The 15,953-nt window shown below is 58.1% G+C and carries 12 protein-coding genes and 1 pseudogene; 11 read left to right on the top strand and 2 right to left on the bottom strand.

Annotated elements, in window-relative coordinates; genetic code table 11:
• Positions 1-92: 92 nt before the first annotated feature.
• The 10 genes and pseudogenes from H8S59_RS21030 to H8S59_RS20990 all read left to right on the top strand — a co-directional run bounded on the left by H8S59_RS21030 (position 93) and on the right by H8S59_RS20990 (position 11,724).
• Entirely contained in the window at positions 93-1,280 is a 1,188-nt protein-coding gene (locus H8S59_RS21030) for an acyl-CoA dehydrogenase family protein (RefSeq protein ID WP_187522683.1), read from the top strand.
• Between the two features lie 561 nt (positions 1,281-1,841).
• Positions 1,842-2,894: pseudogene (locus H8S59_RS27410) on the top strand (methyl-accepting chemotaxis protein); the annotation flags it as partial.
• The gene (locus tag H8S59_RS27405; RefSeq protein ID WP_425504598.1) at positions 2,883-3,755 is read left to right on the top strand and encodes a methyl-accepting chemotaxis protein; all 873 of its coding nucleotides are present in this window, start codon (positions 2,883-2,885) and stop codon (positions 3,753-3,755) included. The pseudogene H8S59_RS27410 and the gene H8S59_RS27405, both read left to right, overlap by 12 nt.
• A 491-nt stretch (positions 3,756-4,246) precedes the next feature.
• Positions 4,247-5,401: a mandelate racemase family protein gene (locus H8S59_RS21020; protein WP_095094718.1), complete on the top strand. Its 1,155-nt coding sequence runs from the start codon at positions 4,247-4,249 to the stop codon at positions 5,399-5,401.
• A gap of 75 nt (positions 5,402-5,476) precedes the next feature.
• Entirely contained in the window at positions 5,477-7,099 is a 1,623-nt protein-coding gene (locus tag H8S59_RS21015) for an ABC transporter substrate-binding protein (RefSeq protein WP_187522682.1), read from the top strand.
• A 36-nt stretch (positions 7,100-7,135) separates the two neighbouring features.
• Positions 7,136-8,173 (top strand): ABC transporter permease, encoded by a 1,038-nt coding sequence (locus tag H8S59_RS21010; RefSeq protein ID WP_187522681.1) that lies wholly within the window; start codon positions 7,136-7,138, stop codon positions 8,171-8,173.
• Complete coding sequence (locus tag H8S59_RS21005) at positions 8,173-9,072, top strand: ABC transporter permease (protein WP_087271040.1); 900 nt, start codon at positions 8,173-8,175, stop codon at positions 9,070-9,072. The genes H8S59_RS21010 and H8S59_RS21005 overlap by 1 nt, the downstream gene beginning before the upstream one ends.
• 159 nt (positions 9,073-9,231) lie before the next feature.
• The gene (locus H8S59_RS21000) at positions 9,232-10,086 is read left to right on the top strand and encodes an ABC transporter ATP-binding protein (protein ID WP_187522680.1); all 855 of its coding nucleotides are present in this window, start codon (positions 9,232-9,234) and stop codon (positions 10,084-10,086) included.
• Between the two features lie 10 nt (positions 10,087-10,096).
• Positions 10,097-10,885 (top strand): ABC transporter ATP-binding protein, encoded by a 789-nt coding sequence (locus H8S59_RS20995; RefSeq protein ID WP_187522679.1) that lies wholly within the window; start codon positions 10,097-10,099, stop codon positions 10,883-10,885.
• A 113-nt stretch (positions 10,886-10,998) separates the two neighbouring features.
• A complete protein-coding gene (locus tag H8S59_RS20990; RefSeq protein WP_095094728.1) occupies positions 10,999-11,724 on the top strand; it encodes an oligogalacturonate-specific porin KdgM family protein in 726 nt (241 codons plus the stop codon).
• A 21-nt stretch (positions 11,725-11,745) separates the two neighbouring features.
• Here H8S59_RS20990 and H8S59_RS20985 read toward each other — a convergent pair whose 3' ends face one another.
• Positions 11,746-12,489, bottom strand: coding sequence for a FadR/GntR family transcriptional regulator (locus tag H8S59_RS20985; protein WP_087271095.1), 744 nt, complete (start codon positions 12,487-12,489; stop codon positions 11,746-11,748).
• Positions 12,490-12,586: 97 nt separating this feature from the next.
• Between H8S59_RS20985 and H8S59_RS20980 the strand changes: the two genes are divergently transcribed.
• Positions 12,587-13,309, top strand: coding sequence for a FadR/GntR family transcriptional regulator (locus H8S59_RS20980; RefSeq protein WP_425504597.1), 723 nt, complete (start codon positions 12,587-12,589; stop codon positions 13,307-13,309).
• Between the two features lie 263 nt (positions 13,310-13,572).
• Here the strand turns inward: H8S59_RS20980 and H8S59_RS20975 are convergent, their stop codons facing one another.
• Complete coding sequence (locus H8S59_RS20975; protein ID WP_187522678.1) at positions 13,573-15,843, bottom strand: molybdopterin guanine dinucleotide-containing S/N-oxide reductase; 2,271 nt, start codon at positions 15,841-15,843, stop codon at positions 13,573-13,575.
• Positions 15,844-15,953 lie beyond the last annotated feature (110 nt).

The raw sequence follows: 15,953 nt of genomic DNA, 5'->3' as shown, positions 1-15,953 counted from the left end.
CCGCTCCCACATAAGTGCCGCACCAACAAAACCTTCACCCCTCCAATCATTTGCGCAACATTCAAGATTGTGAGTAAGAGGAAACCCCATCAATGAGCGTATTTCCCCTTCGCCCCGTTGCCACCAGCGACATCGAGTCCGCCGAGGTTTTCACCGCCCGGCTGGCATCGATCACTGCCGCCCTGGCCGCAACCGCAGAGCGCTATGACGTCAGTGGCGAGTTCCCCCACGAAAACTTCAGCCTGCTTCACAAGCACGGCTTGCTCGGTCTGACCGTGCCGACCGAACTGGGCGGCGGTGGCGCTGACTTGCCTCAAGCGCTGCAAACCATCAGTGCCGTTGCTCAGGGCGAGCCGTCGACGGCATTGATTCTGGTCATGCAATACATCCAGCACGCACGCCTGCAGCAGAGCAAAAGCTGGCCCCGGCATCTGCGCCTGCAAGTAGCGACAGACGCTGTGCGCGACGGCGCGCTGATCAACTCGCTGCGCGTCGAACCGGACCTCGGCACCCCCGCTCGTGGCGGCTTGCCTGCAACCACGGCACGACGTACCGCCGAAGGCTGGCGCATCAGCGGCAGTAAGATCTACTCCACCGGCAGCCATGGTCTGACCTGGTACAACGTCTGGGCGCGCAGCGACGATGCTGACCCACTGGTAGGCGCGTGGCTGGTGCACAAGGACACGCCAGGCATTCGCATTGTCGAAGACTGGGATCACCTGGGCATGCGTGCCACGTGCAGCCATGAAGTGATCTTCGAAGACGTTCTGGTGCCGCTGGAACACGCCGTCAGCTTCAGTCCCTGGAGCGCACCACAGGCAGAACTGGACCCGGCAGGCTTCATGTGGATGTCGGTCTTGCTGTCCTCGGTCTACGACGGCGTCGCCCGCTCGGCGCGCAACTGGTTCGTGCAGTGGCTGGAGGAACGTAAACCGTCCAACCTCGGTGCTGCATTATCGACCCTGCCGCGTTTTCAGGAAGTAGTCGGCGAGATCGACACGCTGCTGTTCAACAACCACAGCCTGCTGCAATCAGCCGCCGCGGGCCTGACTCCACCTGCGCACGCAGCGCAGATCAAATACCTGGTCACAACCAACGCCATTCGCGCCGTGGAGCTGGCCATTGAAGCAGCGGGCAACCCCGGCCTGTCTCGCAGCAACCCACTGCAACGCCATCTGCGCAACGTACTCTGCGCACGCATTCATACACCGCAGAATGACGTGACCCTGGTGGGCGTAGGCAAGGCCGTGTTTGCGGAGCGGGAAAAAGCCACTCGGTAGGTGAGGAATTATTCTGCGCCTGGCTTGCTATCTGGATAGAACACGGGGGTTTGTCCTATGCCCTGAAAGCCGCAAGAGCGGCTTCAATAGGTGCTAGGGGGGGGCAAGCCCCCCATTGACCGCGTTACAGGTTTATTCGCAGGTCAGGTAATACACGGCTAAAACAGATCAGGAACTGCACTGAAAATACGGACGTGGCCTAAAAGTTCCCAATTAAGTTTGGCTTAATTCAAACCATGAATATTTTCTATCTCCTTCATAGAACCTGCCTCGCCTGACAGTGATCGTACAACTGATAAAATTTTGTTGAGCGCACCTTCAGAACTGCATCCACGCCGGGCCAGCGCTGGCGCTGGTCCGCAGCAAAAAATATTTTAAAAAACAGTGAACTCATTGCAATTCCAGATGTATTTCTCCGTGTCTTAAACTTTAATGAATACAACCGGAAAGTTGTCGAACTTTAATTAAAGTTTCCCAAGCCGCCACCGATAAAACTTCAACTGGACGATTGGCAGGGAGCAGCCTCATACCGTATTCCTGAAGATACTCGGAGCATTATTCATGCTGAAAATGATACATCGCGGACTTTCGAATATAGCCGTTCATACCAAGCTTGCGTTGGGCTTTGGTATGGTCATGCTGCTCACCGTACTCATCGCCGGAGTGGGTTGGTCGGGCATCAAGGAAATGGGCGAACGAAGCCAGAGAATCGATGACATTGGCAAACTCGGCTCCCTGACCAGAGATATACGCATTGAGCGACTGGCCTACATCATCACCCCTGACAACGAGCGAGCCGCCAGTTGGTTAAAAGCCGTGGATAACCTGGACCGGCATCTTGAGTACGCCCGGCCGATGTTCAGCTCCGCCCTCAACGTCCCCCACCTCAACGCCGCCAGTGATGGATTGAAAGACTATCGTGTTCAATACGACGCCGTCGTCAAGGCCACAAATGCACGAGAGGCAACACGGGAAGTATTTGGCAACCATGCTGACGAAGCGGCTAAAAACCTTGAACGCTTGACCGCCTTCGCCAACGCTGAAACGGGCGATGCCGCCATGCGTGACAGCGTGACACGTGCACGTGCCTTGTTTCAGCGCATGCGCTTTGATGTCAGGGGTTACACGTATACGTTGAATGCAGGCGCTGAGCGGCAGGCCAAGGAATCGATAGCTGAAGTCATACGTTTCGTCGAAAGCCTGAAAGGATCAGGGCTGCCGGCAGAGACGCTTCAAAGTATAGACACGTCGCTGAAGGCTTATCAAAGTACTGTGCAGCAGTTTTCTGATGCTCAGACAAAGATCACGGAGTCTCAGGCCAATATTTCCAAGGACATAAAAATCCTCTTCGCAGCGGCCGACGAACTTACAAAAAATCAGACAACCTTGCGCCTTGAGGATCTGGCTCAATCTCGCGACTTGCTCATCATCGGTCTGGTTATCGCATTGATTGTCAGCACCCTCGCGGCCTGGATTATTACTCGCCTGATAGTCACTCCTCTTTTGAAGACATTGGGTCTCGCTGAACGCGTTGCCGACGGCGATCTCACTCATGACCAAGTTACCGATCGTCAAGATGAACTGGGCCGACTTGAAAACAGCATGCAGAAAATGACCGTCAAGCTAAAAGGCTTGATCATTGGGCTCAAGGACGGTGTCGTGCAGATCGCAAGCGCTGCCGAACAACTGTCTGCAGTGACCGAACAAACGAGCACCGGGGTCCAGAGCCAAAAATCCGAAACGGATCAGGTCGCTACAGCGATGCATGAGATGGGCGCCACGGTCCAGGAGGTTGCCCGTAATGCCGAGCAGGCATCCAACGCGGCAGTCAATGCGTCCAGAGAAGCCCGTGAGGGGGATGTGATTGTCGCCCAGGCGGTGAACCAAATTGAAAGCCTGGCGGTTGAAGTGGGCCATTCGAAAACAGCCATGGATGACCTTAAGCGCGAAAGCGACAAGATCGGCGGCGTACTCGATGTTATCAAAGCAGTTGCCGAGCAAACCAATCTCCTGGCGCTCAACGCTGCCATTGAAGCAGCCCGAGCAGGTGAAGCAGGCCGTGGATTTGCGGTGGTCGCGGATGAGGTCAGAAGTCTTGCTCAGCGCACTCAAACGTCCACCGAGGAGATCGCCAGTCTGATTCACGGGCTCCACAAAGGAACCGACCGGGTCGCAGCGATTCTGGATAACAGTAGCAGCCTGACCGAAAGTACTGTTGAACTGACTCGCAAGGCCGGCACATCCTTGAATAGCATCAGCCGTTCGGTGTCTGAAATCGAGTCCATGAACCAACAGATCGCAGCGGCTGCGGAACAGCAGAGCGCCGTCACCGAAGAGATCAATCGCAGCGTACTCAATGTCCGCGATATCTCGGAGCAAACGGCCGCCGCCAGCGAGGAAACTGCGTCATCCAGCGTTGAACTGGCCCGCCTGAGTGTCCAGTTACAAACGATGGTCAACCAGTTTAAAGTCTGACCCTTTTGACCATGCCTGTATGACCTGTGGGAGCTGAGCTTGCTCGGCTTCCACAAGGGCATTCGAAGTCAAAACCTATGGCACCCACAGATGCAGTGGGACCGGCTTTAGCCGGGAAAGCGATATCTCTGACTGCACATATTCAGCGTCTGTCCCGGCGTCTTCCCGGCTGAAGCCGGTCCCACGTCATCAGTCATTTCTGCGTGAGACTCCATGTTTACCCGAAGGCCCACGTCGTCAGTGATTCCTGTGGGAGCTGGGCATTTCCTCTCAAAACCAATCCTTCTCCGCTTCGCACGAAGTATGACGACTTTAGATACCTCCTCTCGATAAAAAGAACCACCCTCCCCTTCAAAACTTCCCCCGCGCCCCATAAAAACCGCAAAAACCCATTGACACACCTGACCAAGCGGGAAAATAATCGCCTCATCGTTGTATGACGACATACAGCAAAGCCACCTAATAATCACAATATCCAAGGCAAGCTCTCCATGAAAATCACCCGTATCAGTGTCGAGGTCTTTTCCCATCCGTCGCGTCGTGCCGTTGACAGCGCAGGCCATGCTCATCCTGGCGAAGAAAAACCGGTCAATCTGGCCATGTTGCGCATCGCGTGTGACGACGGCAGCGAGGGTTATGCCTTCGGCGCTCCGGAGCTGATCCGTCCGCACATCATCGAATCCTTCGTCAAGAAAGTGCTGATCGGGCAGAACCCGATGAACCGCGAGAAAATCTGGCAAGAACTCGCTCACTGGCAACGGGGCAGCGCCAGTCAACTGACTGACCGCGCTTTGGCACTGGTCGAACAGGCGCTCTGGGATCTGGCCGGGCGCGTGCTGAAACAGCCGGTCTACAAACTGCTCGGGGGTTATCGCGACAAGGTGTTGGCCTACGGTTCGACTATGTGTGGCGACGATTTGCCAGGCGGCCTTTCCACTCCGGATGAGTACGGCCAGTTCGCCGAAAAACTGGTCGCTCGCGGCTACAAAGCCATCAAGCTGCACACCTGGATGCCACCGATTTCCTTCGCGCCAAACCCGCGTATGGACGTAAAGGCCTGCGCCGCAGTGCGTGAAGCGGTAGGCCCGGACATCGCGCTGATGCTCGACGGTTATCACTGGTACAGCCGTGTTGATGCACTGTACATCGGTCGCGAACTGCAGAAGCTCGACTTCGCCTGGTTCGAAGAGCCCATGATCGAAGACTCGGCCGAGTCTTATGCCTGGCTGGCCGCCAACCTCGACATCCCGGTGCTCGGTCCGGAAAGCATCGACGGCAAATATCACAGCCGTGCGAGCTGGGTGACGTCCAGATCCTGCGATATTCTGCGCGCCGGGGTTGCCGGTGTAGGCGGTATCAGCCCGTGCCTGAAAGTCGCGCACATGGCCGAGGCGTTTGGCATGGATTGCGAGGTTCACGGTAACGGCGCGGCCAACCTGCAAGTGATCGGCGCCATCAGCAACTGCCGCTGGTACGAGCGCGGCCTGCTGCACCCGTTCCTGGATTACGAGCAGGTTCCGGCTTATCTGAACACGCTGGTCGACCCTATGGATGATGAAGGCTACGTGCATTTGTCGGACCGCCCGGGCCTGGGTGAAGACATCAACTTCCACTACATCGAGGCCAACACACACCAGCGTTACTGACAGGCGGCACCGCACAGAGGCGACATGAGCGCCTCTGGCACAAGAGTCTTAATAAATATAAGAAAGGACTGCCCTATGAAACTCTGGCCTTCGCGCCTGCGCCAGTTACTGTGCGTGGCGCTGACTGCGACGCTTCTGCACACCTCGCCCGGCATGGCGCGCGGTGAAACCCCGGTTGATCAACTGGTGGTTGGCATGAGCATGATCAATCTGCTTTCTCTGGACCCTGCCGCCGCCACCGGTCTTGAAGTGGCCGAAGTCAATTCCAACGTCTACGACATGCTGCTCGAACAGGATGCCAGCGCGCCCGATACGCTGATTCCTGCGCTGGCCGAACGCTGGGAAGTCAGCGCAGACCGCATGCGTATAACCTTTCACCTGCGCCCCGGCGTGACCTTCCATTCAGGCCAGCCACTGACCGCACAGGATGTCGCCTGGTCACTGCAACGGGTCGTCACCCTCAATCGCGCGCTGGCTTCGACCTGGAAAGCTTACGGCTACACCGCGCAGAACGTCGCACAGTTGATGCGCGCTGAAGACCCGCTGACATTCGTCCTCGATCTGCCACGGCCGACCGATCCGCTGCTTGTGCTCAACACACTGGCAACCTCGCCAAGCGCCTTTGTGATTGATCATCATACCGCCATGCAACATGCCCAGGGTGAAGATCAGGGTGCCGCATGGCTGACGACGCACACCGCAGGCTCCGGCGCTTTCAAGCTGGACATCTGGCGCGCCAACGACGTGATCCTGATGACGCGTTTCGATAATTACTGGCGTGGTCCGGCGAAAATGCGCCGGGTGATCATGCGCAACATGACCGAATCCCAGGCCCTGCGCCTGATGGTCGAACGCGGCGATCTGGACGTGGCCCGCGGCATGGCGGCTACCGATATCAAAGCCCTGACCCGCTCTCCTGAAGTCAACGTACAGACCATCGCTCGCGGAACCATTTACTACGTTGCACTGAGCATGGAGCAACCGCTGTTTCAGGACATCCGGGTGCGCAAGGCGATACGCCTGCTGATCGACTATCAAGGCATCAATGAAGTGGTCATGCCCCACTACGGCGTGGCCAACCAGCGCCCGCTGCAACTGGGTCTGGCGGCCCGTCTGGATGACCCCGGTTATCGCCTGAATGTGCAGGAAGCCAAACGTCTGCTGGCGGAAGCCGGGCACGAAAATGGCTTCACGATTACGCTGCGCTCACTGACCGATTCACCCTTCATCAATATCGCCACCAGCCTGCAATCCACTCTGGCTCAGGCCGGTATTCGCGCCACGATCATTACCGGCACCGGCAACCAGATTTACGGCGCCATGCGCGACCGGCGTTTCGACATTCTGGTCGGGCGCGGCGGTGGCGGGGCCGAACGTCATCCCCATTCCAGCCTGCGAGCATTGGTCTACAACCCGGATAACCGCGAAGCAGCAAAGCTGAGCAACTTTCAGGGCTGGCGCACTTCGTTCTACAGCGCCGAACTCAATCAACTGATCGAGCAGGCCGAACAGGAACGCGATGCGCAACGCCAACTGGCGCTCTATCAACGCATCCAGACCCTGTACGACCAGCAGGTCGGCGCGATCATGCCGATTTCGCAGATGACCGACGAGGTCGTGGTGCATGCCGACGTGCGTGACTACATCGGCCACAGCGCCGCCACGACGCGCCTGCACGACGTCTACAAACAACGTTGATCCGGACTCAGTCGCTTTCGCAAGGCAGGAATTCTTATGACGAGTGCATCTGTTTCATTGTGGGGCAGCCGCATGGCTGGCACGACCCGGCGCAGCGGCTCAGTGCTGGCGACGCTGTTCGGCCTGTTGCTGCTCACGTTCTTCATCGGTCGGGTCATGCCGCTGGACCCGGTGCTGGCCATCGTCGGCCCGGACGCTGACGCGTCGACTTATGCCCAGGCTTACAAAGAACTGGGGCTCGACAAGCCGCTTTGGGTGCAATTTGGTGGCTATCTCAACGACTTGCTGCATGGCAATTTTGGCAACGCGCTGCTGACAGGTCATCCGGTCATCGAAGACATTGCCCGAGTGTTCCCCGCCACACTTGAGCTGGCCACACTGGCCATTGTCTTCGGTGTTCTGGCCGGGTTGCCGCTGGGTGTATATGCCGCGACTCATCAAGGCCGCCCCGGCGACCATATCGCCCGGCTGTTCACCCTGTTCGGTTATTCAACGCCGATCTTCTGGCTGGGCATGATGGCATTTCTGGTGTTCTACGCCTGGCTGGGTTGGGCCGGCGGGGTGGGACGGATTGGACTGGCGTACGACGGTCTGATCCCGACACGCACCGGTTTGCTGCTGATCGACACCGCACTGTCCGGCGACTGGGATGCGTTTCGCAGCGCCCTGCGGCACATCCTGTTACCCGCAATCATCCTCAGCTTCAACTCGGTGGCATACATCAGCCGCATGACCCGCAGCTTCATGCTTGAACAGCTGTCCCAGGAATACATCATCACGGCGCGGGTCAAGGGCCTGTCCCAGCGGCGGATTGTCTGGGGGCATGCGTTCCGCAACATCCGCGTGCAACTGCTGACCATCGTCGCCCTCGCCTACGGCGGATTGCTTGAAGGCGCGGTATTGATCGAGACGGTATTTGCATGGCCAGGCTTTGGCCAGTACCTGACCAGCAGCCTGCTGCTGGGTGACATGAATGCGGTGATGGCGTGCGTGCTGTTGATCGGGCTGATCTTTGTCGCCCTGAACCAGATCAGCGACGCCCTTTATAAAGTCTTCGACCCGAGAACCCGCTGATGACGACTTCGCAAGCTACCCCTATGGCAGCGGCAGTACCCGCTTCAAGTCTGGCGGCCTTGACCGGCAGCGCGGCGCGCATGATGCGTTTTCTGTTGCGCAACCCGATGACGCTGGCCGGGCTGACCGTAATTTCAGTGCTGATGATCGTTGCGCTGTTCGCACCCTGGATCGCCAGCCATGACCCGCTGCAACAAGACCTGACCCGCGCCTTGCAAGCGCCCGGCGCGGCCCATTGGTTCGGCACGGATGAGTACGGCCGCGACGTGTTCAGCCGACTGGTTCATGGCTCGCGCATCACCCTGTACATCGTGCTGCTGGTGACGGTGATCGTAGGGCCTATCGGCCTGTTGATCGGCACGGTGTCCGGCTATTTCGGTGGTTGGGTCGACAGCCTGTTCATGCGCATCACCGACATCTTCATTTCGTTCCCGAGCCTGGTCCTGGCCTTGGCGTTTATTGCCGCGCTCGGTCCTGGCCTGGAGCATGCAGTGATCGCCATCGCCCTCACCGCCTGGCCACCGATTGCGCGTCTTGCACGAGCTGAGACCCTGTCGCTGCGTAACGCCGACTTTGTTGTCGCCGTGAAACTGCAAGGTGGCTCACCGCTGCGCATCATCGGTCGACACATCATCCCGATGTGCCTGTCGTCAGTGATCATCCGCCTGACCATGAACATGGCCAGCATCATTCTGACCGCTGCGGCACTGGGTTTTCTCGGTCTGGGCGCGCAGGCACCGCTGCCGGAATGGGGCGCGATGATCTCCAGCGGTCGGCGTTACATGCTGGAAAGCTGGTGGCTTGTGGCAGCACCTGGCGCGACGATCATGCTGGTCAGCCTGGCGTTCAATCTGCTCGGCGACGGCCTGCGCGACGTGCTGGATCCGCGTAATGAATAAATCTCGATGCCTTGCCACCTGTAGGAGCGCGCTTGCCCGCGATGGGTCTGCACAGGCAACAAATGTGTTGGGTCCAAAATCGTATCGCGGGCAAGCGCGCTCCTACAGGGGACATGCATTCCACTCAAAGGATTGCGAATTTAATAAGAGGTAACAGCCATGTCTCAGTTATCCGCATCACATAGCAAGCTCGCCGTAGACGACTTACGCGTCGAGTTCACCAACGCAGGCAAGACCACTCTGGCTGTGCAAGGCGTTTCGTTCAATCTGGGCCGGGAAAAGCTGGCGATTGTCGGCGAGTCCGGCTCGGGTAAATCCACAGTCGGCCGCGCCCTGCTGCGCCTGCATCCGGCAACGGCACGAATCACCGCCAAGACCCTGCGCTTTGACGACATCGACCTGCTTAGTGCCAGCGAAAAACAAATGCAGGGCGTTCGTGGCCGTCGCATGTCGATGATCATGCAAGACCCGAAATACTCGCTGAATCCGGTGGTCAAGGTCGGCGAGCAGATCGCCGAGGCGTATCTGGCCCATCACAAAGTGTCGCATCAGGAAGCCAAAGAGCGTGCGCTGGACATGCTCGCCAAGGTGCATATCCGCGATCCTCAGCGGGTCTATCAGCTCTACCCGCACGAAGTCTCCGGCGGCATGGGCCAACGAATCATGATCGCGATGATGGTCATCACCGATCCACAGGTGATCATCGCCGACGAGCCCACCTCGGCGCTGGACGTCTCGGTACGCCGTCAGGTGCTGAACATTCTCGAAGAACTGGTCAGTGAACGGGATCTGGGCCTGCTGTTCATCAGCCACGACCTGAATCTGGTGCAGCACTTCTGCGACAGGGTCCTGGTGATGTACGCCGGACGGGTCATGGAATCACTGGAAGCCGCCGACCTTGCCAGAGCAGAGCACCCCTATACGCGCGGGCTGCTCGCCGCGTTGCCGAGCCTGGACTTTCCGCGCAGCAGCCTGCCGGTGCTCCAGCGCGATCCCCTCTGGCTGACTCATTGAGGTATTTCCCATGGCGATGATCGAAGTCCAATCACTCAACCTCAGTTTCGGTACGGGTCCGGCGCTCAATCAGGTGCTGCATGACGTCAACCTGCGCGTTGAAAAAGGTCAGGCGTTCGGCCTGGTGGGCGAGTCCGGCTCAGGCAAAACCACCGTACTGCGCTGTCTTGCCGGGCAATACCAGCACTGGACCGGCGCACTGCAGGTCAACGGCCAACAAGTGCAGCGCAAGCTGCAAGCAGAGCATTATCGAACGGTGCAGATGGTCTTTCAGGACCCCTATGCCTCGCTGCATCCGCGCCACACCATTGATTCGGCGCTCAAGGAACCACTGGCAATTCACCGCATCGGCGACCGTGATGATCGGGTCAGCGAGATTCTGCGCAAGGTAGGCCTCAATGACAGCTTTCGCTTCCGCCACCCGCATCAACTGTCGGGCGGGCAGCGCCAACGCGTCGCGATTGCCCGGGCGCTGATCCTCGAACCCCGGGTCCTGCTGCTGGATGAGCCGACCTCGGCACTGGATGTTTCAGTGCAGGCGGAAATTCTCAACCTGCTCGCCGACCTGCGCCGCGAACAGGGCCTGACGTACCTGATGGTGACGCATGACCTCGCCGTGGTTGCCCATCTGTGCGAGCAGGTGGCGGTGATGCAAGGCGGCAAGATTGTTGAGATTCTCGACACGGGCGAGCTGGCCCGGCATGAGGCGCAACATGCTTACACCCGCCTGTTGGTTCAGGCGAGTCGCGACATGAACACCCATAACATCGAACAACCGGTCGCCTGCCTGGCGCTGTAAGACCAATGAAGTTTTAACCCGTCGCGTCCTTCGGCATTTCCTGCCGAGGAACCCGGCTGCCTGAAATCTGCTGTGAATAAAACCTTCCATTTCATTTAACAAGAATAAAAAACATGAAAACTACCCAAGCAATGATGACGTTTGCTGCGCTGTTGACCTCCACGCTCGCCATGGCCGACAGTGGCTATATCAACTATCGGCATCAATATGCGGAAAGTACGCGGATGCACTCGGACCGGGTCAAGTTCGGTACCCGACTGGATAACGGTCTCGGCTTTGAAGGTGAACTTAAATACAAGACTGCCGGTGACCGACAGGACGTTGCTTTTGACAATACCGTGGGCAACGGGCACGAACTGGGCATGACCTATCAGTACAAACTCAATGCGGACTGGATGCTGACCCCTTCCATTGCGCTGGAAAGCATCGAAAAATCCACCGCCTATAAAGTCGGCCTGAAAGCCACATACCGCATCAGCGACACTTTGAATGCCTCTGCGCGCTACCGCTATGACTCCATCAAGCTGGATCGAGACAAGATCAATGAAGACATGCCCGACAACGCGATGGATAACCAGAGCATCAACCGTTATGACGTCTGGCTCAACTATGCGCCGCAAAACAGTAAGTGGGCATATGAATATCAGTTCACTTACTTCGATGCCGACTATATTCGCTATGACAACGGCAAGACGGACTATGAACAGAACGCCGTATTCAAATACAAGATCGATAAACGCTGGGTGCCGTTCTTCGAAGTCGGCGATATAAAGGTCGACAGTGCCGATGACAAGCGTCAGTTACGTCTGCGGGTCGGCGTGCAATACAACTTCCTGTAATCATCCGGCCTTCTTTAAACGCTAGTTGCTGTACAACTCCTGGCTTGCCTGGGTTTGATGCAAACGGATGCGGCTGCTGTTCAGGTGCAAGTACATGGCCGAACGCGCCGCATCTACATTCCCGGCGGCAATCGCCAGATAAATCTGCCGGTGCTCGGCATTGATCCCGGCCAGATACGCCGTTCGATCACTCTGTCCGGTGTAGGCTGAATTCATCCGGGTGCGGGGAATCAGCTTGGTGCCGAGGTGCTTCATGATGTCGATCAGGTAAGTATTGCCCGATGCCTTGGCGATTTTCAGGTGAAACTGGAAATCGGCATTGATCGTCGTCCCGGACTTTTGCGGACCTTCGAGCAAGGCGTCCAGCGCCTGCTTGATTTCCAGCAGGGCTTCGGGGGTTCGCCGTTGTGCAGCCATGCCCGCTGCTTCCACTTCCAGACTCAAACGAAACTCCAGCAGATTCAGCACGTCAGGCAAGGTCGCGATGGTCGCCGGGCCAATCACGAAACCGGCTGGCGCAGGCATGTCCAGAACAAAGGTGCCCACCCCGTGACGGGTTTCCACAAGCCCCGCCGCCTGCATGCGCGACAATGCATCGCGCACTACCGTACGGCTCACGCCCTCGGCCTCCATGATGTGCAGCTCGGGAGGCAGTTTCTCACCGCGCTTGAGCACGCCATCGCGCATGCGCTGGGCAAAGCGATCAACCAGGGTCTCGGCTAAACGTCTGTGTTTTTTCTGGGACGAAAGGTCTGGGTCCGACATGGGCTGACTCGTTTTCGAAGAACCGACATTATAGTGCCAGCTGGCGCCAGCGTGGCAGCTGGCTGAGGTTATACTCTGCGGCCCAATGGAAACTTGAATGAGTGACATGGAAATCCCTCCTGCAACCCCGGATCGGCGTACCAGCCTGGCTCAGCAACTGGTCAATGACTTCTCGCGCAGAATCCGTGAGGGCGAGATCAAGGCCGGGGAGAAACTGCCCACCGAGCAGGTGATCATTCAAGAGAAAGGCGTCAGCCGCACGGTGGTTCGCGAGGCCATGTCCAGGTTACAGGCCGAAGGGCTGGTGGAAACCCGGCACGGCATCGGCACCTTCGTGGTGGATGCCAGTCGCCCCAATGATTTCCAGGTCGACGAGCGCACCAGCGGCACGTTGCGCGATGCCATCGCGATCATTGAGCTGCGCCAGAGCCTCGAAGTGGAGTCAGCCGCGCTGGCGGCCGAACGGCGCACGCCGGAGCAATTGCAGGCGATCCGCCAGGCACTCGACACCCTCAATGCCTGCCCGCCGGGCAGCGACACCGCTTTGGCCGATTTCGAGTTTCATCATCAGATATCGCTGTGTACCGCCAACAGCTTCTTCACCGACGTGATGGAGCAACTGGGCAGCAGCATCATCCCGCGCTCAAGAATGCAGCTCAGCAACGACCACTCACCGGACTATCTGGAAATCCTGCGTCGCGAACACGAACAGATCTTTGCGGCGATTGCCCATCAGGACCGTGATGCCGCGCGGGCGGCGATGCGCTTGCACTTGAGCAATAGTCTGGAGCGGTTGCGGCAGAGTCGGTATCAGAATTAATGCGCAATTGAATTGGAATGCTTCATTCCCTTATGGGGGCGGTGCTTGGTCTGGTCGGCATTCCGACGATAAACGATAACTCGGTATGCCTGAGAATTGCGTCACATGCATCGCGGGCAAGCACCGCTCCCACATAGACCGCGCTATTCCGTAGGACCGGCTTTAGCCGGGAGGGCGTCGGTACATCCGCTAAATATCCCTCGCCAGAAATACCGCTCTCCCGGCTAAAGCCAGTCCTACGGATTGCGAGCAAACCTAATCCCCTACACCATCACCGGCGGTTCAAACGCGGTAATCCCTGGCAATTCCCCTTCCCACTTCACGATCTCCACCGTCGCCGTTTGCGCCGAACAACCCTGAGACAGGCTTGATGAGCCAACATCCTGAGTGATCATGTTCGGGTTGCCGTGTTTTTCAAGACTGCCGGGCTCGCCATGCACCAGCGGGTCGAACCATGCACCGGTGGCGATCTGGACCACGCCGGGGCGGATGTTGTCCGAGACAATGACCCCGGCCAGGAATGCCCCACGATTGTTGTAGACCTTGACCACATCGCCGTCGCTGATACCCCGCGCGCGTGCATCATCGGTATTGAGGGTCAGGGGTTCGCGCTGTTGAATCTTTGATGCACAGCTATAGCTGCCGTGATCGTACTGGCTGTGCAGGCGGGTTTTCGGCTGGTTGGATAACAGATGCAGCGGGTAGTCGGCGGCTGTTTTTTCCAGCCACACCGGGTGACCGGGGCAGTCGGCATAACCGAACCCGGCGATGCGCTCGGAGAAAATTTCGATCCGCCCCGAAGGGGTTGGCAGTGGATGAGCGAGCGGATCTTCGCGGAAAGCCTCCAGCAACACCGTATCCAGCTCCGGGTACTCGACTTCAAATAAACCATCGCACCAGAACTGGTCGTAATCGGGCAACTGAATGCCAAACTCACCCGCCCTGCCCCGTGACTCTTCATAAATATGCCGCAGCCAGCCGGATGCATCCCGGCCTTCGGTAAAGCTATCGGCAAAACCCAGTCGCTCGGAAAGCTCGGCCAGAATCGCGTAATCGTCGCGAGACTCGCCCACCGGCTCGATCGCCTGCTGCATGGCGATCATGAAGCGATCCGAGGCCGAACTGCCGATATCATTACGTTCCAACGCGGTCGTAGCGGGCAACACGATATCGGCATATTTGGCCTGAGCGGTCCAGAACTGCTCGTGGACGACGATGGTTTCCGGATGCTGCCAGGCCTGCAATAGACGATTAAGGTCCTGATGGTGGTGAAAGATATTGCCGCCCGCCCAGTACACCAGACGGATATCCGGGTAATGCCGTTGCTGGCCGTTGTAGTCAAACTCAGCGCCGGGGTTGAGCAACATGTCCACCACCCGCGCCACCGGAATAAAGTCTTTGACGGCGTTCTGGCCCTGTGAAAAACGCGGCCCGGAAAATGCCTTGCGGCCGCTGCCGGTGTTGTTCATGCAACCGTAACCAAGACCGAAGCCACCTCCGGGCAAACCGATCTGCCCCAACAGTGCCGCCAACGTGACGGTCATCCAGAACGGTTGCTCGCCATGCACCGAGCGCTGCAAGGAATAGGCGACATTGATCATCGTGCGCTTGCTGGCCATGCGTCTCGCCAGATCGGTAATTTGCGCAGCCGGAATATCCGTCAGGGCCTGTGCCCATTCAGGGCTTTTGGGCTGACCATCGGTAAGGCCGAGCAAGTAATCACGGAAGCGCTCATAGCCCACCGCATAACGCTGCACGAAGTCTTCGTTGTGCAGGCCTTCGGTGACCAGCACGTAAGACAAGGCCATCATCAAGGCGGTGTCGCTGCCCGGACGCACCGGCAGCCATTCATTATGCGCAGGACCCACCAGGTCATCGCGGAGCGGACTGACGTTGACGAATTCCACGCCTGCTGCGGACATGTCTTGCAGGGCCTTGGTCAGCAGGTGATCACTGGCGCCACCGGGGCTGGTCTGGGCGTTTTTGGCAGGCAAACCGCCAAAAGCGACAAACAGCTCGCAATGTTGCGCAAGGTTTTTCCATGAGGTGTGCGCCGCCAACAGCCAGTCCATGTTGCCGACGATGTGCGGCATCAACACGCGCCCAGCGCCCAGGCTGTAGCTGTCGACGCTGGCCACATAACCGCCGAAACCATTGAGAAAGCGGTGCAGCTGGCTTTGGGCATGATGGAAGCGTCCGGCACTGCCCCAGCCGTAACTGCCGCCAAAAATCGCTTGATTGCCGTGTTCGGTTTTAACCCGTTTCAGTTCTTTGGCGACCAGCTCCAGCGCTACATCCCAGGAGACTTCCACGAAGGGTTCCTGCCCACGTAACTCCGGGCTGCCACCCTGCCCCTCCAGAAAACTGCGCCGCACGGCCGGTCGCCGAATACGGGTGGGTGATGTCACCGCAGCAGCGACTGAATCACCAATAGGTGAAGGATCGCTGTCCCACTCCACCGGCACCAACGCCCGCAGCTCGCCATCGACGACTTGCGGGCGATAAGCCCCCCAATGCAGAGAAGTGAAACTCATGACGCAATACTCCAGTGGCGTAACCGGGGCTCAAACGGGTTAAACCATAGCATCTGACTCTTTATTCACTAAATTCATTTTTAGAATGAGTTTATATGCAAACAAAACGA

The sequence above is a fragment of the Pseudomonas folii genome, from assembly GCF_014357575.1.
GTDB lineage: Bacteria > Pseudomonadota > Gammaproteobacteria > Pseudomonadales > Pseudomonadaceae > Aquipseudomonas > Aquipseudomonas folii.
This window is presented reverse-complemented; position numbering and strand designations above follow the sequence as displayed.